The following is a 23,384-nucleotide window of genomic DNA, read 5'->3' on the forward strand; positions in this document are numbered from 1 at the left end:
GGGCAGCTCTAAGCTGCCCTTTAAATTTTTGTTGTCGGTGCGGATTATTGCGTCAGATCCGACATCAGGCCCGCCGCAACGGCCAGACGCGAGACGGTGAGGTCACCACCTTCGGTGAGCGCGACCATGCGGTTTCTCACCTGTTCGATCCGGACGCCGTCTGCATCGAGCCACGCCGCAGCCGGGTCTTTCTCCTTGGCGAAGCGCTTCAGAGCGGCGATGGTGATCCCGCGCGCGGCCTGCGTGATGGTCTCGCTGGCACGCGACAGAGCCAATCCGTCATAATAGTCAGTGACGGGAATGGACCGAGCGGCATCTTCGATGCGTCCGATGCGGAAGGCTTCCGACACGCCAAAATAGGCCTTGGCCGTTGCCACCAGATCGGCTTCCGCCAGATGCGCGATCAGCGCGATATCCGGCATGATGCCCGCAAGCTGGAGATTGGCGAGACGCTGGGCCAGCTTTTCCGGCGCACCCTTCTCAACAAAGGCGGCCTTGTCGGCACGCACAGCGTTGCGCAGGAATTCCGGCATCAGGCCTTCGAAACGCGGTTCCAGTTCGGCGCGCGCCTTGACGATGGTGCCAACCAGCTCGGTGAGGTTTGCGCGGGTCGTATCGTTGCGCAGAACCCAAGCTGTCGTCGCCTGCAACATTTCGCCGACCAGATGGTAGAACTGGTTCTGCACATCGCCCGGCACCTTGTTATCCAATGCGTCAATGGCGTCGTAGATCGCATCGATCTCGAAGCCGTCACGCACGGCGACATAGGCGCGAACGATATCCGAAGGCGACTTGCCGGTCGTGTCGGCCAGACGGCTGATGAAGGTGATACCGCCGCGATTGATGACATCATTTGCCAGCAAGGTCGCAACGATTTCCCGCTTCAGGCGGTGACCGGAGATTTCCTCGGCATAGGTTTTAGCCATGCGCTTCGGGAAATAGCCGAACAGCAGCGACTGGAAGTAAGGCTCGTCTGGAAGTGCGCTCGCCACCAGATCGTCGGAGAGCGACAGCTTGGCATAGGCCAGCAGCACCGCCAGTTCCGGACGGGTCAGCGGCTGGCCAGCCTTCTGGCGCTCAGTCAAGAGCGCATCCGATGGAAGATACTCGACCTTGCGGTCCAGAAGCTTCCGGTTTTCCAGCTCCGCCATGAAGCGTGCCTGATAGGGGAGCTCCGCCAAGCCCTGACGCTCGCTCAGCGAAAGCGCCAGCGGCTGGAGATAGTTGTTGCGCAGCACCAGTTCCGAAACATCGTCGGTCATGCTGACCAGAAGCTTGTTGCGGGCAGGGCGCTTGAGCTTGCCTGAACGCATGGCTGCGGCCAGCGCAATCTTGATGTTGACCTCGACGTCCGAGCAGTTGACGCCAGCCGAATTGTCGATGGCGTCGGTGTTGCTGCGACCACCAGCGAGCGCATATTCTATACGTCCGCGCTGGGTCATGCCGAGATTGGCGCCTTCGCCGATCACACGGGCCCGCACATCCGAGCCGGTGATGCGAATGGCATCATTGGCGCGGTCGCCGACCTGCGCATCCGTTTCACTGGAGGCGCGGATATAGGTGCCGATACCGCCGAACCATAAGAGATCAACCTGAGCTTTCAGGATGGTCGTCATGATTTCCTGCGGCGTTGCCGTGGTCTTGGCAAGGCCGATTGCGGCTGCTGCTTCGGCAGACAATGTGATGGTCTTCTGGCTGCGGCTATAGACGCCGCCACCGGACGACAGCTTGGAGCGATCATAATCCTGCCAGCTGGAGCGCGGCAGTTCGAACAGGCGCTTGCGCTCGGCAAAGCCGTCAGCCGGAACCGGGTTCGGATCAATGAAGATGTCGCGATGGTCGAAGGCGGCAACCAGCTTGATCTGCTCGGAAAGCAGCATGCCGTTGCCGAACACGTCGCCCGACATGTCGCCCACGCCGACAACCGTAAACGGCTCGGTCTGGATATCCATGTCGAATTCACGGAAATGCCGTTTCACGGCTTCCCAGCCGCCACGGGCGGTGATGCCCATGCCCTTATGGTCGTAACCGGCGGAACCGCCCGATGCGAAAGCATCGTCCAGCCAGAAATCATGCGCCTGACTGATGGCATTGGCCGTATCGGAGAAGGTAGCCGTGCCCTTGTCGGCGGCGACGACGAAATAAGGATCGTCATTGTCGTGACGCACGACATTTTGTGGCGGCACCACATCGTTGTCGTGGATATTGTCGGTCACCGAAAGAAGCGTCGAGATGAACACCTTATAGGCGTCGCGACCCGCTTCAAACACGGCGTTGCGGTCGCCGCCCACTGGCAGGCGTTTCGGATAGAAACCGCCCTTGGCGCCAACCGGCACGATCACGGCATTCTTGACCTGCTGTGCTTTCACGAGGCCCAGCACTTCGGTGCGGTAATCCTGTGCGCGGTCCGACCAACGCAGGCCGCCACGAGCCACTGCGCCGAAACGAAGATGCACGCCTTCGACTTCCGGGCCGTAGACGAATATTTCGCGATACGGGCGCGGATCAGGCAGTCCGTCGACGAGGCGCGGATTGAGCTTGAAGGCAAAGGTCACGCGCGGCTTGCCGTCACCATCCAGCGTATAGGCATTGGTGCGCAGTGTCGCTTCAATCAGGTTGCGGAATCGGCGCAGGATCTGGTCGTCATCGATGCTCGGCACGCCCAGAAGTGCTGTTTCGATGGCGTCAATCAGCTTCTTTTCGGCGGCGTCACGGCGCTTCGCCGCTGGGTTGAAGCGCAGATCGAACAGCGAATAAAGATCGCTGGCGATTTCCGGATAGCGGTTGAGCGCGGCTGCGATGAAGCCCTGCGAATAGGCGATCCCTGCCTGTTGCAGATAACGGCCATAGGAGCGCAGGATCATGATCTGGCGCGCGGTGAGGCGCGCCGTCTGTACCAGCGCATTATAGCCGTCATTGTCGGCAAAGCCGTCCCAGACAGTGCGGAACACGTCTTCCAGCATTTCGCCGTCATCGGTGAGATCGACGGGCGCGCCATAGGCGTTGACGAGCTGCATGTCGTGAACATAGACCGGTGCACCGTCTTTTCCGGCTTGCGGCAGGTCGATGGTCTGTTCGCTGACGACGCGGAAGCCCATATTTTCCAAAAGCGGCACGCGCTGCGATAGCACGACCGGCGCACCGTGATGATAGAGCTTCAGTGAAACCGCATCTGGTCCATCGGTGCGATAGCGGTAGAAATCCACGAAAAGCGGTGCTTCCGGGCTGAGACCGGCAATGCGCTCGGCATCGACCAGCGCTTCCGGCGCGGTGAAGATTTCGCGGTAGGATGGCGGGAAGCTCGCAGCCAGCGCCACGACGCCTGCATCGGCATTTTCAACGCTTTCACGCACCGCATCTTCCCAGGTGCGGACCATGGCGCGGACTTCCGCTTCCAGTGCTTCGCGGTCGATATGCGGGGTAGATCGTTCGTGACGGCGAATGACGAACTGAACGCGTGTCAGGCCGTTCTGAAGAAAGACCGGGTGGAACTCAAAGCTGTCGCCGCCATAGACGTCGACGAGATAGCGGCCGATTTTTTCACGCACGACCGAGTCGTAGCGGTCACGGGGGATATAGACCAGCACGGTCGCGAAACGACCGAAACGATCGAGACGGGGAATGGCGCGCACGCGCGGACGCTCGCCCAGCGCGAGGATGAGTTCGGCATTGGCTGTCAGGCTTTCCGTGTCGATCTGGAAAAGCTCATCGCGCGGATATTCTTCCAGCACGTTGATCAGCGCCTTGCCCGAATGGTCTTCGCGGTTGAAGCCCAGATGCTTGATGACGGCATCGGCCTTTGAACGAATGAACGGGATGCTGGCGACCGAGCTGATGTAGGCGACCGATGTGAACAGGCCGACGAGGCGCAGTTCACCCACGGCTTCGCCCTTCGGTCCGAAGATCTTCACGCCGATATAGTCGAGATAGGAGCGGCGATGCACCAGCGACAGCGTGTTTGCCTTGGTGACGATCAGCGGCTCGCTGCTATCGAGGAATTCTGTGACTTCGCGCGGCGTTACCGTGTCGTCGTCATCCTTGCGCAAGACGCGCACTTCATTGTCGCCAAGGACGCCAAGCGGCTCCTTGACAGCGACAAGGCTGCGCTTCTTGCCTGAGCCTTCAAAGGCAAGCTCACGCATGCCGAGGAAGATGAAATGATCGTCGCGCAGCCATTCGAGGAAGGCGATGGCTTCGGGCATGGCGGCGTTGCCGTTCAGCTCGTAAGCGCGCTTGTAATCTGCAATGGCGTCATCGAGACGCTTCAACATCGGCTTCCAGTCGCTGACGGCAAAACGCACCTGACCGAGAACGCGCTTCAGCCCGTCCGTCAGATCGGCCTTGGCCTGTTTGCCAAGCGCGGGGAGGTGAATTTGCACAAGACTGACGCGCTCAACGCCCTTGGCGGGTGCGAGCTGCGATGCTTCGCCGAGAATGACCAGTCCATCCTTTTCCCGAGCAATATCGAGAACCGGGTGCACGACCATGAAAATCTGGCTGACGTGATTGTTCAGCTCGCCCAGAATGGAATCGAGCAGGAACGGCATGTTGTCATTGACGATGGTGATGACATTCACCGGGCGACCGTGACGCTCGATGCCATTATCGACGCTGATGATGCTCTTACCCTTGCGGTAGGATTCAAGCGCCGCATAGCCATGGCGGGCAGAACTGTCGAGAGCTTCGGCATCGTAAGCAGCCAGATCTTCTGGCGGGGCCCACTCGAAGAGGAGCTGTGAGAAGGCTGCCAGCGCCTTCGGCTTCCCCCCCTTTTTTTCCTCTTTGCTTGCCTTGGAATTCTTAACTTTGCTCGACCGATCCTGCTTTGCAGTCACGTCGGATACTCCTGTCATGATGGCAATGCGCGCCAAACTAGCAGATTAGACTTTTCTTTCGATGACAAATCGCTGCGAATAACGAAAAATTTCCCGAAAAGTCAGAAAATTGGCATCTAATCCATTTAATTTGGAACAAAATATCGAAAACTTCGGGCAATTTTTCTAAAAATACCGGAGAAATTCACCGTGCGCTATAAAACGACGTCCGCTGACGGCGGAAATGGCTCCGCTTCGCCACAATTCAGACCAAAGTCGTAGATGATTCTGAGGTGTAGGCGCTGTCAAAGTTCGATCAGATGATCGTCCAATTCGTTAATATTGTCGGCGCTTGCGGGGAAGTGTTTTTCCAGAAGCGTGCCCGCCTGACCAATCGCCATGACGAACCCCTCCGCCATCTGCGACCGCGACGCATGATGGATCAGCGTTGCGACAATGGCGTTCCATTCGTCCTGTTCGACACGTGCATGAATACCCGCATCGGCGATGACTTCGGCATAGTGTTCGGCCATGGAAACGAAGAGCAGAATGCCGGTGCGGTTTTCCGTGATGTGGACGTTGCGCGCGAGGAATTGTTGCAGTGCGTTGAGATGAGCGCGCTTGTAGCGGATACGGCGCGGCACCAGCAGCATGCGGATTGATGGGAAGAGCCAGAGAACCAGCATCGCCGAAATGAAGGCGGCCAAAATGGCAAGGCCGAACATCGGCAGGCTGATATCAAACCAGTACCAATGTGCGAGCAAGGCGGCGATGACCGAAGCAAGCAGGATGCCGCAAGTCGCGACAAAACCCGCTGCAAAGAAATAGTCGTCACTGCTGCGCGCCAGCACGGCGTAGATTTCGCCGCTGGTCTCGGCTTCCGCCTGCCGGATTGCCTCTGCAATGCGAGTGTGGTCTTCGGCGCCAATCAGCGTGTGATGCTTCATCGTCGCGTCTCCCTACCAGCTTCCCGAGGCGCCGCCGCCACCCGATGAACCGCCGCCGCCACCAAAGCCGCCGCCACCGCCACCGGATGACCAGCCACCGCCGCCGCCCCAGCCGCCACCACGACCGCCGGAGCCGCCGCTTGAATTGGTGTTGATTGTCATGCCCAGCCACTCATAGCGCCCGGGGCCGAGCTTGCGTCCGAAGATCGGGGCAAGCACCGCGAAACCGAAACCGCCGAAGAAAATCAGGCACCAGAAGGTGATGAAGATGACGGCAACCCAGTCCACATCGTCCGAGCTGGTTTGCGCATTGCGCTTGGCGCGCGCTTCAAGTTCGGCTGCATCACCGGAGAGAACGGAAAGAATGCCGTCCACGCCCTGCACGATGCCGCCGCTATAATCGCCAGTGCGAAAGGCGGGAATGATGGTGCCGTTGATGATAACGCTCGACAGTGCATCGGTCATCGTGCCTTCAAGCCCGTAGCCGACCTCGATACGCACCTTGCGGTCGTTCGGCGCGACAACGAGCAGGATGCCGTTGTTTTCCTGCTTCTGGCCAAGTGCCCAGTTGCGAAACAGGCGGTTTGAATAGGATTCGATATCCTCGCCATTGAGGCTCGGCACCGTCACCACCACCACCTGATCAGACGACCTGGCTTCAAAATCCGCCAGTTTCTGGGTCAGTTGCTGCCGCTCTGCCGGGTCGATGATGCCCGCATTGTCGACCACCCGACCAGTGAGGGCAGGTGTCTGCTTCGTCGTGTCCTGCGCATAAGCAACCGAGGTCGGTTGCAGGGTCAGGATAGCGGAAAACAGCAGAACGATGAATGCAAACAGGTATCGCGGCCAGTGAAGGCCGCGATGATCGCGCGAAAATGCTGTGCCCGCCGCCACGGAAGCGACCGTCAGTTAAACTTGACTTGCGGTGCTGTCTGGCTGCCAGCATCAGCGCTGAAGGTCTGCATCGGCTGGGCGTCACGATACCAGATCCAGGTCCAGATCATGGTCGGCATGGTCCGTAGCGTTGTGTTGTAGACGCGAACCGCTTCGATATAGTCGCGGCGCGCCACGGCGATGCGGTTTTCCGTGCCTTCGAGCTGCGATTGCAGCGCGAGGAAGTTCTGATTGGCCTTGAGGTCCGGATAGCGCTCGACCACCACCATCAGGCGCGACAGGGCGCTGGTGAGATTGGCCTGATTGTCCTGGAACTGCTTGAAGAGTTCAGGATTGTTGAGCGTTTCCGGCGTGATCTGCACTTGCGTGGCCTTGGCGCGCGCATCAATCACCGCTTGCAGCGTGTCCTTTTCATGGGCCGCATAGCCCTTCACGGTCTCAACCAGATTTGGCACGAGATCGGCGCGGCGCTGGTACTGGTTCTGCACCTCGCTCCAGGCAGCCTTGGCCTTTTCCTCATTGGTCGGGATCGTGTTGAAACCGCATGCGGAGAGCAGCGGAACAAGAAGGGTGAGACCAAGAGCAATGAAAATACGGCGGAAAGAAAAAGAAGAGGCAACCGTCGCAGCCGACATGGGTTTCTCCTGAAAAAGGACGCTTTGCCAAGCGCCCGAATACTGATGTCGTGGCCCGAATATTCGCAATCACGCAAATGCGAGCCGTCAAATCAATAAGATAGCGTAATTTCGCGCCTCGTCCAGTCCGTTTGGTGAGAGTATGCCATGCGTTTCAGCCCTATGTTGACTTAGTCAACATTTTGGATATTGATAGAGTCAACATAGGGAGACGCCGCACGACGGCGTATGCAGCGATGACGGACGTGGAAAAACGAGATGACATTGGCGCATTGCGCGCTTTCAATCGTGTCTATACGCGCCGCCTTGGCCTGTTGAACGCGCATCTCGACAAAAGCCCGTTCACCTTGACCGAGGCGCGTATTCTTTACGAAATCGCACATCGCGCCGCGCCAACCGCGGCGGATATCATGCGGGCGCTGGGACTTGATCGTGGCCAGCTGAGCAGGACATTGAAGCGCTTCACCGAGCGCGGACTGATCGAGACGGAGCCGCATCCGGAAGGCGGTCGCAGCCGCCCAATTCTGTTGAACGAGGCTGGCCGCACGACATTCAGCGCTCTGGAGCGCAATACCTGCGATGCCGTGGGCGAACTTCTCGATGGGTTACAACCCGACCGCCGTCGCGATCTGCTGACGGCAACCGGTGCGATCATGCGCGTTTTCGATGAAGATCAGACCGGGCACGTACTCTTGCGTGATCTCAAAGCCGGTGATCTCGGCTGGATCATCCATCGCCAGGCCGTTCTCTATACCGGCGAATATGGCTGGAACAGTGATTATGAAGCGCTCGTCGCCCGCATTCTCGCCGATTTCAAGCAGGCTTTCGACCCTGCCCATGATGCAGCATGGGTGGCGGAAATCGACGGTCGCATCGTGGGATCGGTCTTTCTGGTCAAGGGCGACCAGCCTAAACTTGGGAAACTGCGCCTGCTCTATGTCGAACCGGATGCGCGGGGCGCAGGTGTCGGGGCAAAGCTCGTCAATGCCTGTATCGAGCGCGCGCAGGATGTCGGCGATGAGCGCCTCACACTCTGGACGAATAGTGTTCTGACGGCTGCGCGGCGTCTCTATGAGCGCGCCGGATTTAGGCTTGTCGAAGAAGCGCCGCACCATTCCTTCGGTGTCGATCTGATTGGCCAGACATGGGAACTGGACCTCACGGCAAGTCTTCCCGGACAAATGAAGGCCAGCGCATAAAAGAAAAGCGGCGGATTGCTCCGCCGCTTTCTCAAAACGCAAACTGCGCGAAAGATTATTCGCTTGCAGCAGCTTCTTCAGCTGGAGCGGCTGCGGCTTCAGCGGCAGCAGCAGCGGCTTCTGCAGCCTTGGCAGCAGCTTCTTCTTCAGCCTGCTTGGCCAGAGCGATACGCTCCTGAGCCTTCTTGCCTGGCTCACCCTTGGTCGGGTTGCTGCGAGCCGGACGCTTGGCAATGCCAGCCTGGTCGAGGAAGCGCAGAACGCGATCAGTCGGCTGTGCGCCCTGAGCGATCCAATGCTGGATGCGGTCGGCGTCGAGCTTTACGCGTTCAGCGTCCTTGGCCAGCATCGGGTTCCATGCGCCAACGGTTTCGATGAAACGGCCGTCACGCGGGCTGCGGACGTCGGCAACGACGACGTGGTAGTAAGGACGCTTCTTGGAGCCAGCGCGGGCGAGACGAATCTTGAGGGACATTTTTCTTTCCTTTAGACAATTGTTTGGCCCTGACGGGCTATCGGTAGTTCTGCCCGTCTGGGCAATGGATCGAGCCGTTATCGGCTATTTATTTTCCGCTGTGATTGGCAGCGGCATGCTCATGATGCCGAATGACTTCCTTCACAATGAAGTTCAGGAATTTTTCGGCGAAATCGGGGTCGAGATGGGCGTCGACGGCCAGAGCGCGAAGACGCTCGACCTGACGCTTTTCGCGAGCCGGGTCAGCCGGGGCAAGGCCCCGTTCGGCCTTCAGCACGCCCACTGCCTTTGTGCAGCGGAAGCGTTCGGCCAGCATATGGATCAGCGCCGCATCGATATTGTCGATGGAGGCACGCAGTGACAGAAGTTCGGCGGGTGCAGTGTTCTGTTCGTCGCTCATAATGCTCACTTCTTCTTCGGCAGACCTGGAAGGCCGCCACCAAGACCCGGAAGCTTGGGTCCGCCCAAACCGGGGAGACCGCCGCCAGAAAGTCCAGGCAAGCCGCCGCCTTTCGTCAGACCAGCCGCTTCCGCCTGCTTGGCAAGTGCTTCAAGCTGCTTCGGGTCCATCTTCGACAGATCCGGCATGCCGCCGAGGCCGCCCATGCCGCCACCAAGGCCCATCTTGCTGGCAAGGCCGCCCATCATCTGCTTCATCATTCCGCCCTTGCCCTTGCCCATGACTTTCATCATGTCGGCCATCTGGCGGTGCATCTTGAGAAGCTTGTTGATGTCGGCAGCGTTGGTGCCGGAACCCTTGGCAATGCGCTGCTTGCGGCTGTGCTTCAAAAGGTCTGGATTGGCGCGCTCAGCCTTGGTCATGGAACCGATAATGGCGAGCTGGCGGTCAAAGACCTTGTCGTCGAGACCGGCTGCAGCAACCTGATCCTTCATCTTGCCCATGCCGGGCATCATGCCCATGATGCCGCCCATGCCGCCGAGCTTCTTCATCTGGCCCAACTGGTCGGCGAGATCGTTGAGATCGAACTTGCCGGACTGCATCTTCTTGGCCATCGCAGCGGCTTTTTCCGCGTCGATGTTTTCAGCAGCTTTTTCGACGAGCGAAACAATGTCGCCCATGCCGAGAATACGGTCCGCAATACGCTTGGGATAGAATTCCTCAAGCGCATCCATTTTTTCGCCGGTGGCGATCAGCTTGATCGGCTTGCCGGTGATCGCGCGCATCGAAAGGGCTGCACCGCCACGACCGTCACCGTCCATACGGGTCAGAACGATACCGGTGATGCCGACGCGTTCATCAAAATTGCGCGCCAGATTGACAGCGTCCTGACCTGTCAGGCTGTCGGCAACCAGCAGAATTTCATGCGGATTGGCGGCCTTGCGGATATCCGCCATTTCCACCATCAGCGGCTCGTCAATATGCGTGCGGCCGGCGGTGTCGAGAATGACGACATCATGTGCGCCAAGCTTGGCGGCCTGAACGGCGCGCTTGGCGATTTCGACCGGCGTCTGACCGGCGATGATCGGCAGCGTGTCGACGCCGGTCTGGATGCCCAGTTGACGAAGCTGCTCCTGCGCGGCCGGACGGCGCGTATCGAGCGAGGCCATCAGCACTTTTTTGCGCTGGCGCTCGGTGAGGCGCTTGGCGATCTTGCCGGTGGAGGTCGTCTTACCCGAACCCTGCAAGCCGACCATCATAATGACGACTGGCGCAGGCGCGTTGAGATCAATGGAAACGCCTTCGGTGCCGAGCATTTCGATAAGCTCGTCATGGACGATCTTAACGACCATCTGGCCGGGCTTGATGCTCTTGAGAATCTCTGCGCCGACTGCCTTCTCACGAACGCGGTCGGTAAAGGAGCGAACCACTTCCAGCGAAACGTCGGCTTCAATGAGCGCACGACGCACTTCGCGCAGCGCTGCCGTCACGTCGCTTTCAGAGAGAGCGCCGCGTCCGGTGAGGCCGTTCAGAATGGAGCCAAGACGCTCCTGAAGTGATTCAAACATCGCGTTTCCTTATATCCGGGAGTAGGCGGGAGGCTTATCCGGGATAGATCCTCCCGCGTGTCTGCCAGTTCAAGAAGCACCCAAAGCGATACAGCACCCGAGGGCGCAACGCGCTGTCGGATGTGGACCTCCGGGATCGCTTTATACCAAAATGGGTCCCGGTCGGTGGCTCGCGTTCTGAAGATCGCGGATAGATTGAGGGGTGGATTAGGGCTCAAAGCGCCGAATGTCAAGCAAAACTCGGTCGTTTTGCCGTTCTTTCACCCGATTTAGCGCATATCCGCCGATGACATTACGGTGTGGGAATGGCAAATTCCCGCATAAGGCGAATCATTTTCGCGGAACAGTTCAAAGCAGATCACTCACAAGGAGATAAGAATGGCGTTGACTGCCAAGGGCCGGATTTGGGCGGCGACAGTTCTTGCAGCGGGCATGTTTGCGGGTGCAGGCGCGGCGCAGGCCGCACAATGCGGCAATAATGCTGCCGGTTACAATGCGTGGCTGCAGCAGACCCTGAAGGAAGCGCCATCGCGCGGCGTTGGCAAGGCGGGCATCAGCGCGCTGGCCAGCACCAAATATGCGCAGGCCACCATCAATGCCGACCGCAATCAGAAGAGCTTCAAGCTCTCCTTCGAAGACTTCATGAAGAAGCGCGGCGCGGATACGATCATCAAGCGCGGCAAGGCCATGAAGGCGCAGAATGCGGCTCTCTTCGCCAATATCGAAAAGCGTTACGGTGTTCCTGCCGGTCCGCTGATCGCGATCTGGGGCATGGAAACCGGCTTCGGCAACTATCTGGGCAAGCAGAACACGGTTTCGGCCGTTGCAACGCTGGCCTATGACTGCCGCCGTACCGAATATTTCACCGAACAGCTCTACGCTGCACTCAAGCTCGTCGATCAGGGCGACCTCAGCCCGCAGGCTGTTGGCGCCATGCATGGTGAAGTTGGCCAGACCCAGTTCATGCCGGCAAACGTCCTGAAATACGGCGTCAGCGGTTCGGGCAGTGCTCATTTCGATCTGAAGAACAAGGCGGACGCTCTTCACTCGACCGCCAACTTCCTGGTTGGCCATGGCTGGAGCCGCGGTGCTGGCTATCAGCCGGGTGAGCCGAATTATGGCGCGATCCAGGGCTGGAATGCAGCGCAGGTTTACCAGCGCGCCATTGCCGTCATGGGCAAGGCTATCGACGGGAATTAAGAAGAATGACGGAGCGCTGCTGAAGCGCTCCGCATGTTCTGGAATCAAAAAAGCCCCGGTTCAACCGGGGCTTTTTATTGCCGTATGGCAAGAATTACAGAATGGGTTCGCCGGCTTCAGGGCGTTTGAAATCGCCGGTCTGGTGATCCATTACCCAAAGCTCACCGGTCGAAATATCGAACCATGCGCCGTGCAGGCTGAGCTTGCCCTTCTTCTCCAGAATATCGACGCAAGGGAAGGTGCGCAGATTATTCAGCGAATAACGGATCGAAATGCGCTCTAGTGCTGTCTGGCGCTCGGTCGGCGTCATCAGGCTGTTGCCGCTGACAGCTTCAGCCGCAGGCGCAATCAGGCTCATCCATTTGCCAATGAAATCACCAGGCGACAGGGGCGCGCTTTCCGTATCGAGCGCAGCTTTAATGCCGCCGCATCGTCCATGGCCCATGACCACGATGTGCTTCACCTTGAGGCTTTGCACAGCAAATTCCAGCGCAGCCGATGCCGCATGAAACTCGCCGTCGGGCTCGTAAGGGGGAATGAGATTGGCAACATTGCGCAGGACGAAGATTTCGCCGGGCGCAGAGTTGAAGATTGTCTCGGGAGCAGCGCGGGAATCGCAGCAGGCAATAACCAGAGTTTCCGGTGATTGTCCTTTTTCCGCCAGTTCGCGATAGCGCGCGGTTTCCCGCGCGAAATGCTCCGTCATGAAGGTTTTGTAACCCGAGAGGAGTGTGTCCGGAAGATCAGCCATGGCGTTTCAATATCCTTATCGAAAACCGAGATCAATCAAAATGATCAGGCCCATATCGTCATTCGCAGACCGTGTGCATCATGCTCGGCAAGGGCAGGATGTGCTCGGGCTTTGCCGTGCGTATAACGTCTGGCCACGAGAAACATGGCGCAGGCGTCGAGAAAGTCATCATCCTTTGCGCCACGCGGAGCGCGCAGGCTGACAAAATTTTCCGGCAGACCACAGCGTATCAGCAAGGCTTGGCGTTCGGCCATGCCTTCTGGATTGACACGCCCTTTGATCTTCTTGGGCAGCGTCATGGCGCTTGGGCCATCGGATCCACTGTTCAGCATCGCAAAGGCGAGTTCCGGGTGAGATTCGATTACACGCTCGCGCAGACGGGGTTCGCCGCGCAGAACCGTGTCGAGTTCGCGGATTTTCGGAAACAGTCCAAAGGCCTGTCGGGAAACCTTGCGGGGTGGATCGGACCGCTCCATCGAGCGGGCGCAGCTTTCACGATAATCTTCGGCATAAACGGCTTCGCGCGGAGGAATGCAAAAGAGGCTCGATTGTCTTGCGCCAAGATGCGCCCGCGCTGTGCGTTCAGCTGCGCGTGTGCCTGTTTCCGGTAATCCGATCGGCATATCAACCGCGATAACGGCATTGGCCGGCAGCGCCGTAATCAGTGCGCCAAAGCTGCTGAAAACGTCGGCACGCATGCCACTGCCTTCACCCGACACGGCGATCCAGCCGCCCGGGCAGCCATCGACGCCTGCAACGGGCGTCGCTTCACGCGTCAAGCGCGCAATCCCTTGGTTGGGTGCACAAGACGTCGCGTCTGGACCATGGCCATGGGCGTGGCAAGGCTGGAGGCGTCGGCTTCCAGCATCAGCTCATCGGCGCCGCGTTTTGCCGAGCGCGCCATGATTTCGAACACGGCAGCCGTTGTACTCTGCAAGGTCTTTTCTTCCGATTGCCCGGAAAGGCGGCGTGCGAGAAACACAGCCGAGGTCAGATCGCCAAGCCCGTTGGTTGGGCCGTCCACACGACGATGCTCTGCCATCAGCGCCATGGTCGGCGTCAGCAATATATTGCCGATGCTGCCCGCCATCAGCGGGAAGGCGGAGGTGACAAGCATGGTCGCCGGGCCCGCATCCAATGCAGCTTCCATCAGCGATTTGTTGTCTTCAAGCGGCACGCCCGTCAGCCAGGATAGTTCGAACCGGTTGGGCGTTGCTATATCGGCAAGCGGCATGAGCTTGTCGCGGATGCCGATAGCGGTTGCCTCCGGCACATAGAGGCCTTTCTCGTCACCAATCACCGGATCGCAGAGATAGACGGCGTTCGGGTTTTGGGCCTTGACGCCCTTGACCAGCTCGGCAACGGCTGCCGCCTGTTCCGGGTGGCCAAGATAGCCCGTCAGGATTGCGCCGACTTCCCCTAACCACGGTGCGCGCTGAAGATCCTGCATCAGGCGCAGAAATTCTTCCGGCGGCGGCACGATGCGCCCGGCTGGGCCATGGCCGGGATGCCAGGGCAGGACTACGGTTGGCACGGCCCAGACAGGAAACCCCAGCGTTTCCAATGCGAAGACAGCGGCCCGGTTGCCCACCGAACCGCGCACGACATGGCTTGAAATGACAATAACGGTTGTCGCGTCCGAAGGCGCAGAAAGCGTCATGTTAGACCTAGCTTTGCATGAGATAAAAGAGGAGCCAGACGATGATCGCCAGCGTGATGAGAAGGCCGAGGGTTCGTCCGATGCGGGTAGCCCAGAGTTCGATACGGTCGTTTTCCGGCGCGTCCCCGGCGGCAAGGTGATTGGCGGTGTGGGCAAAACCGCGACGGACGAGACCTTCCGCCCCGGTCTGTTCGCGGTCCAGCCGATCCAGAATACGGCGCGCTTCTTCCTGGCGCTCGCGTCCCGGACCGCCTGCATCCTCGCCTATGCCAGCCTGCTGGCGTTCACCCATGATCTGCCTGCCTCGCCGAAGTGACTCGCATCCCCGAAACCCGGCGTAGCATTATGCTTGCAACGTGGTTCTGCAAGCGGAATAGTTGCATTCTATGAGAGCTTTACGACGAGTTTGCCGAAATTGCCGCCTTCAAGCATGGAAATAAAGGCTTTCGGTGCGTTTTCGAGTCCTTCCACAATGTCTTCGCGATAGCGGATTTGGCCGTCAGCGATCCATTTTGCCATATCGTGATAGAAAGCGGGGCGCTGGTCGGCAAAGTCGCGCTGGATGAAGCCACGAATGGTCAGGCTCTTGGACAGGATATCGCGCATCAGCACTGGCAGGCGGTCGGGACCGTCAAATGGACCGCTCTGGTTATATTGCGCGATGAGCCCGCAAACCGGCACACGGGCAAAAGGATTCAGCAACGGAAAGACCGCCGCGAAAACTTTGCCGCCGACATTCTCGAAATAGACGTCAATACCGTCCGGGCAGGCCAGTGCCAACTCTTGCGCAAAGTTCGGGCTGTGATGGTCAACCGCGACGTCGAAACCGAATTCGTCAATCAGCGCCTTGCACTTGTCTGCACCGCCCGCAATGCCGACCGCCCGTGCACCCTTCAGCTTGGCGATCTGCCCGACGGCGGAACCAACCGGACCGGTGGCTGCGGCAACCGCAACGGTTTCGCCTTCCTTGGGCTGGCCGATGGTCAAGAGGCCGGAATAGGCGGTGAAGCCCGGCATGCCGAGAACGCCAAGCGCGGTGGTCAGTGGTGCCTGCTCAGGATCAAGCTTGCGCAAGGCTGAGGCATTGGCCACCGCATAGCTTTGCCAGCCGGAATGGGACAGTACAAAGTCGCCTGGCGCGAAGCCTGCGCTGTGGCTTTCCACCACTTCGCCCACGGTGCCGCCTTCCATGACCGAACCGATCTCCACTGGTGCCGCGTAGGATTTGGCGGCGCTCATGCGACCGCGCATATAGGGGTCGAGCGAAAGATAGCGCAGCTTCAGAAGCACTTCGCCTTCGCCAGCGCTCGGAATTGCCGCTTCCTCAAGCCGGAAGTTTTCCGCCGTAGGGCGTCCGTCCGGACGCGATGCGAGCACGATGCGCTGGTTGATCTTTTCGCCCATGGGGTAACTCCTGTTGTTGAGGACCGGTGTCGAACCGGAACGATATGCAGTACATCCGGTTCCGCAACGGTTACTCACTTTTGAAGACGGCTTGGTGAAGAACTGCTATGGAATGTCGAAGCGGGTATTTGTAAATCCATTCGCTCTGAGGCCAAAGCAAAATGACCCAAGATACGTTGTTTCTTCTGACGCCGGGTTTCAAAGATCCGGCCTATCCCGGACAGGAATTCTACTGCTGGCATTGCGCGCTGATCGAGGGCGTTCTGGCGTCGTTTCCGTCACTCGGTGGAGATTTGAAGATCGAGCGCGTCGCATTTGCAATACCGCGCGAGAAGGTGATCCAGCTTGCGGGTGAGGAAAATCAGTCTCTGCCGTTGCTGGTTTTGAAAGATGGCGACCGCTTGCCATTCGAAACGGGCACCTATCAGGGGCGTTCGCTGATTGCCGATCCGCACAAAATTTTGGCCGCGTTGACGGAGCGGCACGGCTTCCCGCCGCCGCATCCGTGACCGGAGGGGTGGGTCAGACGTAGCTTCCCAGCGCCACGCGGCTGAACTGCCAGTTGATTTCCGGCAGTTCGGAAGCCGGGAAAGACAGCACGATCTGCTTGGACGTGACAGGCCCGCGGAAACCGGCGAAGAAGATCGTATCTTCGAGCTGTGGCGCGACCTCGAAACAGGAGAAAACCCAGGTGTCGTCCCGGTCAGCAGACAGGACGATCAGGCCATTTTCATCGTAGGAAATATCGACCGTGGGGTGCAGATGGAACCGCACCGCAATATTGTCGCGCCCATTGGATTTCAATGGTCGCCCGTCGCCGCGATAGAAGCGGTCGGCACCCTGAATGACGCTGCCATTGTGTGAGAGCACGAGGCGGCGTTCGTGATATATGCCGAACAGGCGTGCATAACCGTCATGGCTTGCCACAAAACCCTGTCTGCCCATTTCTTCGATACGGTCGCGCTGCACACGCGTCGGCCCGGCAATGATCGGCGTGCCGATCATGTTGGAAAGCCCGGCATTGAGGCTGAACCGGCACGATGATGTGTCGTTGATGGTCGCCGTTGAGTGGGCGGCGGTCGAACGTCCCAATGGACGAAATTCCGGCGGGCCGAAACGGTCGATGCCGGAATTGACGATATAGCGCTGGCGTCCGGAGGACATTTCGAAGGCGAGACAGCCCGCATGGGCGTCCCGCGAGGCGGTGACCGGCGGCGGCAGGCCCGTATCGGCGATGATGGTCGTCGATCCCATGGAAAGACGTTCATAGCCGGAATAGGGCGCATGGGTCAGCGGTGAACCAGCCGTTTCATCGTGGCGCAGCACGGAAATGATGCGCTCCGGCATGGTCGGGCCAACGCCGTTGAACAGCGCCAAGCTGCCATCCTGATGCCGGAAGAAGCGCAATGCGGGCAGCATGCGCTCCACTGCTTCAATCAGGGCTTTCGGCGGCGATTCCGTGCCATTGGCATAGGTCTGGCGCAGCGGCAGAAGATCAGCCAGCAGCTCCAGAACTGTCACCGGATTGCGCGAGATATGCCCGCCATCGGGCAAAATTTGGCGCTTCAGCTCATATTCGAGATTGCGCCGGGCAGCCCGTGCGGTTGGCGGTGACACTGGCAATGCGAGCGCCGCGAAAGCCAGCGCGATACGTGCGCGCAGCCGCTCTTCGCCGTCGTCCATCGCACCTGCCACCGTGCGCAGATAGCGAACCTGCATGGCGAGAGAACGCATGAACTTGCGATAGGCGGGCATTTCTGCGCCGGAAAGGATAAGATTGGAGTGCTGCAACCAGGCGATGATGCGCTGCGCCGTCACTTCGGGCGCCCAGGCAAGACCTCCGATCCGCTTGCCAAACATGCGCATCCAGTCATCGACAAGCGCCCGCGCATTGGCAGTCGCCAGTTCGCTGTTTGCGCTTTTCAGGTGACGCAGCCAGCCGAAGCTCTGCAACGCTGCTTCCCATTCGGGTGTCGGCGGCTCGACGGCAAAGGGCGAAAGCCCGCCGGTTTCGACGAGACGGCCTGCAAGCGCGAAGCGCCCGTGATAGAATTCCTGCGCCAGCTGCGGATCGGCAACACGCAGATCCGGCGGTGCAATCAGGATACGGTCGGGCGTAAAGCCGGTGAAGCGCCAGCTGTAAAGCGGCCCCATACGCAGGCGGCGGCTAAACTTGCGCCACGCCTGTGCTACGGCCAGTCCCCAAAGGTGAGGGGTTTCGCTCAGCGCGACTGCCACCCGGTCTTTCTCCGTATCGTTTGTCATTGTGTTTACGCATATCCAATGCAAAACCGCTTCGCACTTTTGCTGGAAATGCTCTAATCCTCTAGGCCGGATCAGAATTCCGGCCTTCTTTACAATTCTATAGAATGATGAATCGAGCGTTAACCATAACGGGTATCGCTACCCGTTATGACAATTTTTACGATTTGGTTGGCTCACGAGCGCCGCTTGAAGCGTGCTGCGAAGAAACCGTCCATGCCCGCCATATGCGGATCGCCGTCGAAACGGTCCGCTGGCAGATCGGCTGGCGTGGAGCGCAGATAGCCTTCGCTGGTGATCAGCCCTTCAAGACCGGGACAATCATCAAGGGTGATCGGGTAGGGTTCCAGCAGCGGATTTTCCGCCGCCTTGCGGGCCATTTCCTCGCCTTCAAGCGGATGCAGCGAGCAATTGGAAAAGACGATCACGCCGCCCGGCTTCACCAGCGTTGCAGCATGGGCCAGCAGCTTGCCCTGAAGATCGGCGAGCTTCGTGATATCTTGTGGTGTCTTTGTCCAAGGAACGTCGGGATGGCGACGCACCGTGCCGGTGGACGAGCAGGGCGCATCAAGAAGTACAGCATCGAAAAGCTCTTCGGGCGCGAAATCCATCAGATTGGTCGCGACGGTTTTTGCTTCGAAACCAAGGCGTTCCAGATTGCCGCGCAGACGCTTCAACCGGTTTTCGGACAGATCGAGCGCGGTGACATCAGCGCCTTGCTGAACCAGCTGGGCCGTCTTGCCGCCCGGTGCCGCGCAAAGATCGGCGACGCGTTTGCCTTTGATGTCGCCCATCAGGCGCGCAGGCAGACTTGCCGCCACATCCTGCACCCACCAGTCACCCTCGGCGAAGCCGGGGAGATCGGTCAGTGCGCCTTCAACGGTATGCACGCGAACGGAACCATTCGGCAACGCAATACCGCCCAGTTTCTCAGCCCAGACTTTCGGATCGCCCTTCACGGTGAAGTCGATCGGCGGCTCATAGGCATGCATGGCAAAGATGGCTGCGGCTTTTTCCGCGCCGTAAGCATCGACGATGCTCTTGGAAAACCATTCGGGCACATTGCCTTCCGGTAGCAATGTGTGTGCGAGCGCGCGTTCCTTGTTGCGCGACAGACGGCGCAGCAATGCATTGACCAGACCGGCATATTTCCGATTGCGCGGATCGGCATTGGCGGCTTCCACCGCCAGATCCACGGCCGAATGGTCGGGCAGGTCGAGATAGAAAATCTGCGCCACGGCGACATGCAGCAAATGCTTCAGCGCGACGGCGTTTTCCGGCAAAGGCCGGTCGAGACGCTTGGAAATGGCCCGTTCGATAGCGCCGCGATTGCGCAGGCTTGCGCCAAGAATGGCGCGCACCAGCGCACGGTCACGGGGTTCCAGCGCCAGATATTGCGGGTGGCCGTGACTGTTGTCGGTCAGTCCGTCGAGCGAGGTGTTCTTTTCAATCACCGCACCCAGCAGACGCGCTGCACATTGGCGCGCCGGCAAGCCGGGGCGATCCACGGTGTTGTTCTGTACTAACGGCTTGTTGTTTCCGCGCTTTGGCGCGGGTTTCTTATCGTTCACGCTGTTCTACTTTATCTGGCGCGCATCTCATCCAAAACGGCTTTGCGCTTTTGGGATACGCTTTTAGGACCATGGGCCCCGATAGCCGGAACCACCACTGTTACTATCGCCTGCATTACCCCATGGACCACTGCTTTGGGAAGGGGCAGCAGCGCGTGGAGCCATTCCCGCCGAGCGAATACCCATTTCCCCGGCCAGTTGTTCAAGCGCTGCGATACGATTATCGGTGTCCGGGTGGGTTGAGAAAAGATTGTCGGCACCGCGTCCGCTTAGCGGATTGATGATGAACATATGCGCGGTTGCCGGGTTGTGTTCGGCATTTTCATTGACGGTAGCCTTGGCGCTGCGCGCGATCTTGTTGAGCGCCGAAGACAGCCACAGCGGATTGCCGCAGATTTCCGCGCCGCGTTTGTCGGCGGCATATTCGCGGGTGCGGCTGACGGCCATCTGCACGATCATTGCGGCAAAGGGCGCGACGATCATCGCCAGAATGGTGCCGATGACGCCAATAACGCCATTGCCGTTTTCACGGTTGCCGCCCAGAAAGAAAGCGAAATTGCCGAGCATCGAAATGGCACCAGCCAGCGTCGCCACGATGGTCATGGTGAGCGTATCGCGGTTTTGCACATGCGCCAGCTCATGCGCCATCACGCCTGCGACTTCTTCCGGCGTCAGGCGCTGAAGAAGACCCGTGGTGGCGGCGACAGCCGCATTTTCCGGGTTACGTCCGGTGGCAAAAGCATTGGGCTGGTCTTCGTGGATGATGAACACCTTCGGCATGGGCAGACCGGCATTGGCGGCAAGTCCGCTCACCATGCGGTAATAATCCGGGGCTGTGCGTTCATCCACCTGCTGCGCATTGTACATGCGCAGCACCATCTTGTCGGAGTTCCAGTAGCCGAACAGGTTCATACCGACAGCGAACACCAGCGCGATCATCATGCCGCCGCCGCCGCCCAGCAAATAGCCGATGCTCATGAACATGACTGTCATGAGAGCAATCAGCATGGCAGTTTTCGTCATATTCATGCGTTCTGGTCTCCAATTCAGCGAGAGTTTATCTCAAACAGGGTTTTGCGTCCCACCTATTCCTGCCTATATGATGGGTATCAAAAGCCTGCGCTTCAATAATAGGACTTCAGCGGATGACCGATAAACTCAACGAAACCGACATCGACGAGAACGCTGCGCCGCGCAAGTTTGACGATCTGCCTCCGGCTGCCCAGCGCGCTCTCCAGGAAGCGGAAGAACGCCGCGCCGCCGAAACGAATGCCAAAGCCCCGCGTGAAATCGGCGGGCGCGGCGGTAAGGACCCGGCGCGTTTCGGCGATTGGGAGATCAAGGGGCGTACCATCGACTTCTAAGCTCGTAAGCTTGGGATATTCCCGCTCCTGCGGCCTGCAAATCGCGTTCTTCTGCGCTTCCGGTGCTCATGTACTTAAGTACACTCCGCTCCGGTTCTCGAAGACCACGATTTTCGGCATGCAGGACCGAAAATCTCACCAAGCTTCGGCGATAGCGTGACAAGCCAACAATCAACAAAAAGGCCGGGAATTTCCCGGCCTTTTTGTTTTACTTCTTGTTCTGGCGTTTTTCGATCAGATCGTCCACGACGCCCGGATCGGCGAGTGTCGACGTGTCGCCCAGTGAGCCGAAATCGTCCTCGGCGATCTTGCGCAGGATACGGCGCATGATCTTGCCCGAGCGGGTCTTCGGCAGGCCGGGCGCGAACTGGATCTTGTCCGGTGTCGCGATAGGGCCGATTTCCTTGCGCACATGCTGGGTCAGCTCCTTGCGCAGCTCATCAGCGTCCTGCGCCTCAGCGCCCGTCATCAAGGTGACGTAGCAATAGATGCCCTGTCCCTTGATCGGGTGCGGATAGCCGACAACGGCGGCTTCCGAAACCGAGTGATGCGAGACGAGCGCCGATTCGATTTCCGCCGTGCCAAGACGGTGGCCGGAAATATTCAGCACGTCATCGACGCGACCGGTAATCCAGTAATAGCCGTCTTCGTCGCGGCGGCAGCCGTCACCGGTGAAATACTTGCCCTTATAAGTGGAGAAGTAAGCCTCGATGAAACGCTTGTGGTCGCCATAAAGCGTGCGCATCTGGCCCGGCCAGCTGTCGGTGATACACAGATTGCCGTCGGTCGCGCCATCAACCACGTTGCCCTCATTATCCACGAGCTGCGGCTTGACGCCGAAGAAGGGCCGCGTAGCGGAGCCGGGCTTGAGATCGGTTGCGCCGGGCAACGGTGTGATCAGAATGCCGCCGGTTTCCGTCTGCCACCAGGTATCGACGATGGGCGATTTTTCATCGCCGACCACGTGATAATACCATTCCCAGGCTTCCGGATTGATCGGCTCGCCGACCGAGCCGAGCAGGCGCAGCGATGAGCGGGAAGAACGGGTGACGAATTCATCTCCAGCGCCCATCAATGCGCGGATGGCCGTTGGTGCGGTATAGAAGATGTTGACGTGGTGCTTGTCGATGATCTCCCAGAACCTGCCCTGATCGGGGAAATTCGGTACACCTTCGAACATCAGTGTTGTGGCGCCATTGGCCAGCGGACCATAGACGATATAGGAATGGCCGGTGACCCAACCCACGTCTGCCGTGCACCAATATGTGTCGCCGTCGTGATAGTCGAAAACATATTGATGGGTCATCGAGGCATAGACCAGATAACCGCCAGTGGTGTGCAGCACGCCCTTCGGCTTGCCGGTGGAGCCGGAGGTGTAGAGGATGAACAGCGGATCTTCCGCATTCATCGGTTCCGGTTCGCAATGCGGTTCGACGCTGGCGACTTCCTGATGATACCAGAGATCGCGGCCACGACCCCAGCTGACCTTGCCGCCGGTGCGGCGCACGACCAGCACCTTGTTGACCATGACATATTGCTTGGCGGCAATATCGATGGCGGTGTCGGTGTTTTCCTTCAGCGGAACGGGCTTGCCGCCACGCACGCCTTCATCGGCGGTGATGACGAAAGTGGATTCACAATCGACGATACGACCGGCCAGCGCTTCCGGCGAGAAGCCTGCGAAAACCACCGAATGCACCGCGCCAATGCGCGCGCAGGCGAGCATGGCATAGGCGGCTTCCGGGATCATCGGCAGATAGATCGTGACGCGGTCGCCCTTCTTGACGCCGTGCTTCTTAAGAACATTCGCCATGCGGCAAACATTTTCATAAAGCTCGCGATAGGTGATCTTCTTGTCGATATAGGGGTTGTCACCTTCCCAGATGATCGCGACCTTGTCGCCACGGCTCTTCAGGTGGCGGTCGATACAGTTATAGGAGACGTTGGTGACGCCGTCCTCATACCACTTGATGGATACGTCGCCGTTGAAATCGGTGTTCTTGACCTTGGTGAAAGGCTTGAACCAGTCGATGCGGCGACCGTGCTTGGCCCAGAAGCCATCCGGATCGCTCACGCTTTCCTTGTACCATTCGAGGTAGGTCTCATTGTCAATGAGCGTGTTCTTCTTTGCCTCCGGCAGTACGGGGTAAAGCTTTTCCGACATCATTTCCTCCAAGTTTCACCAACGTCCTCTCGTCGGTGCGTGGTTCGTAACCACTGTTGGGTCTTATCTAGCTTCC

20 protein-coding genes are annotated in these 23,384 nt (G+C 59.0%); 4 read left to right on the forward strand and 16 right to left on the reverse strand.

Going from position 1 to position 23,384, the window contains the following annotated elements; genetic code table 11:
- Positions 1-44 precede the first annotated feature (44 nt).
- The 4 genes from QBD01_RS21865 to QBD01_RS21880 form a co-directional block, all read right to left on the reverse strand.
- Positions 45-4,835, reverse strand: a complete 4,791-nt coding sequence (locus QBD01_RS21865) for an NAD-glutamate dehydrogenase (protein ID WP_280994516.1) — start codon at positions 4,833-4,835, stop codon at positions 45-47.
- A gap of 284 nt (positions 4,836-5,119) precedes the next feature.
- Complete coding sequence (locus tag QBD01_RS21870) at positions 5,120-5,761, reverse strand: TPM domain-containing protein (RefSeq protein WP_280994517.1); 642 nt, start codon at positions 5,759-5,761, stop codon at positions 5,120-5,122.
- A gap of 12 nt (positions 5,762-5,773) precedes the next feature.
- Complete coding sequence (locus tag QBD01_RS21875; protein WP_280994564.1) at positions 5,774-6,586, reverse strand: YgcG family protein; 813 nt, start codon at positions 6,584-6,586, stop codon at positions 5,774-5,776.
- A gap of 80 nt (positions 6,587-6,666) precedes the next feature.
- Positions 6,667-7,290: a LemA family protein gene (locus QBD01_RS21880; protein ID WP_280994518.1), complete on the reverse strand. Its 624-nt coding sequence runs from the start codon at positions 7,288-7,290 to the stop codon at positions 6,667-6,669.
- A gap of 236 nt (positions 7,291-7,526) precedes the next feature.
- On the opposite strand from QBD01_RS21880, the gene QBD01_RS21885 reads away from it, so the two are divergent.
- The gene (locus tag QBD01_RS21885) at positions 7,527-8,489 is read left to right on the forward strand and encodes a helix-turn-helix domain-containing GNAT family N-acetyltransferase (protein ID WP_280994519.1); all 963 of its coding nucleotides are present in this window, start codon (positions 7,527-7,529) and stop codon (positions 8,487-8,489) included.
- 55 nt (positions 8,490-8,544) lie between these two features.
- Here QBD01_RS21885 and rpsP read toward each other — a convergent pair whose 3' ends face one another.
- The 3 genes from rpsP to ffh all read right to left on the reverse strand — a co-directional run bounded on the left by rpsP (position 8,545) and on the right by ffh (position 10,932).
- Positions 8,545-8,964: a 30S ribosomal protein S16 gene (gene rpsP, locus QBD01_RS21890; RefSeq protein ID WP_109369837.1), complete on the reverse strand. Its 420-nt coding sequence runs from the start codon at positions 8,962-8,964 to the stop codon at positions 8,545-8,547.
- 88 nt (positions 8,965-9,052) lie between these two features.
- Positions 9,053-9,364: a chorismate mutase gene (locus QBD01_RS21895; RefSeq protein ID WP_078339573.1), complete on the reverse strand. Its 312-nt coding sequence runs from the start codon at positions 9,362-9,364 to the stop codon at positions 9,053-9,055.
- A gap of 5 nt (positions 9,365-9,369) precedes the next feature.
- Positions 9,370-10,932 carry a signal recognition particle protein gene (ffh, locus tag QBD01_RS21900; protein WP_182521741.1) on the reverse strand — a complete coding sequence of 521 codons (1,563 nt, stop codon included), beginning with the start codon at positions 10,930-10,932 and terminating at the stop codon, positions 9,370-9,372.
- A 378-nt stretch (positions 10,933-11,310) separates the two neighbouring features.
- On the opposite strand from ffh, the gene QBD01_RS21905 reads away from it, so the two are divergent.
- The gene (locus QBD01_RS21905) at positions 11,311-12,132 is read left to right on the forward strand and encodes a lytic murein transglycosylase (RefSeq protein WP_280994520.1); all 822 of its coding nucleotides are present in this window, start codon (positions 11,311-11,313) and stop codon (positions 12,130-12,132) included.
- 94 nt (positions 12,133-12,226) lie between these two features.
- Here QBD01_RS21905 and QBD01_RS21910 read toward each other — a convergent pair whose 3' ends face one another.
- From QBD01_RS21910 to QBD01_RS21930, 5 genes are all read right to left on the reverse strand, one after another.
- A complete protein-coding gene (locus QBD01_RS21910) occupies positions 12,227-12,883 on the reverse strand; it encodes a carbonic anhydrase (RefSeq protein WP_182521739.1) in 657 nt (218 codons plus the stop codon).
- A gap of 44 nt (positions 12,884-12,927) precedes the next feature.
- Positions 12,928-13,662, reverse strand: coding sequence for a DUF429 domain-containing protein (locus QBD01_RS21915; protein WP_280994521.1), 735 nt, complete (start codon positions 13,660-13,662; stop codon positions 12,928-12,930).
- The gene (gene pdxY / locus QBD01_RS21920; RefSeq protein ID WP_078339568.1) at positions 13,659-14,543 is read right to left on the reverse strand and encodes a pyridoxal kinase PdxY; all 885 of its coding nucleotides are present in this window, start codon (positions 14,541-14,543) and stop codon (positions 13,659-13,661) included. Before pdxY ends, QBD01_RS21915 begins: the two co-directional genes overlap by 4 nt.
- Positions 14,544-14,550: 7 nt before the next feature.
- Positions 14,551-14,835, reverse strand: coding sequence for a hypothetical protein (locus QBD01_RS21925; RefSeq protein ID WP_280994522.1), 285 nt, complete (start codon positions 14,833-14,835; stop codon positions 14,551-14,553).
- 92 nt (positions 14,836-14,927) lie between these two features.
- Positions 14,928-15,947, reverse strand: coding sequence for an NADP-dependent oxidoreductase (locus QBD01_RS21930; RefSeq protein WP_280994523.1), 1,020 nt, complete (start codon positions 15,945-15,947; stop codon positions 14,928-14,930).
- A 161-nt stretch (positions 15,948-16,108) separates the two neighbouring features.
- Between QBD01_RS21930 and QBD01_RS21935 the strand changes: the two genes are divergently transcribed.
- The gene (locus tag QBD01_RS21935; RefSeq protein WP_280994524.1) at positions 16,109-16,456 is read left to right on the forward strand and encodes a DUF3088 domain-containing protein; all 348 of its coding nucleotides are present in this window, start codon (positions 16,109-16,111) and stop codon (positions 16,454-16,456) included.
- Positions 16,457-16,469: 13 nt separating this feature from the next.
- Here QBD01_RS21935 and QBD01_RS21940 read toward each other — a convergent pair whose 3' ends face one another.
- From QBD01_RS21940 to htpX, 3 genes are all read right to left on the reverse strand, one after another.
- Positions 16,470-18,212, reverse strand: coding sequence for a heparinase II/III family protein (locus QBD01_RS21940; RefSeq protein ID WP_078339564.1), 1,743 nt, complete (start codon positions 18,210-18,212; stop codon positions 16,470-16,472).
- A 173-nt stretch (positions 18,213-18,385) separates the two neighbouring features.
- On the reverse strand, positions 18,386-19,780 hold the full coding sequence (locus tag QBD01_RS21945; protein ID WP_280994525.1) for an RsmB/NOP family class I SAM-dependent RNA methyltransferase: 1,395 nt from the start codon (positions 19,778-19,780) through the stop codon (positions 18,386-18,388).
- A 63-nt stretch (positions 19,781-19,843) separates the two neighbouring features.
- Entirely contained in the window at positions 19,844-20,809 is a 966-nt protein-coding gene (gene htpX / locus QBD01_RS21950; protein ID WP_280994526.1) for a zinc metalloprotease HtpX, read from the reverse strand.
- Positions 20,810-20,925: 116 nt separating this feature from the next.
- On the opposite strand from htpX, the gene QBD01_RS21955 reads away from it, so the two are divergent.
- The gene (locus QBD01_RS21955; protein WP_280994527.1) at positions 20,926-21,144 is read left to right on the forward strand and encodes a DUF1674 domain-containing protein; all 219 of its coding nucleotides are present in this window, start codon (positions 20,926-20,928) and stop codon (positions 21,142-21,144) included.
- Positions 21,145-21,352: 208 nt separating this feature from the next.
- Here QBD01_RS21955 and acs read toward each other — a convergent pair whose 3' ends face one another.
- Positions 21,353-23,308, reverse strand: a complete 1,956-nt coding sequence (acs, locus tag QBD01_RS21960) for an acetate--CoA ligase (protein WP_182521786.1) — start codon at positions 23,306-23,308, stop codon at positions 21,353-21,355.
- Between the last annotated feature and the right edge of the window lie 76 nt (positions 23,309-23,384).

Source organism: Ochrobactrum sp. 19YEA23, assembly GCF_029909865.1.
GTDB classification, from domain to species: domain Bacteria; phylum Pseudomonadota; class Alphaproteobacteria; order Rhizobiales; family Rhizobiaceae; genus Brucella; species Brucella gambitense.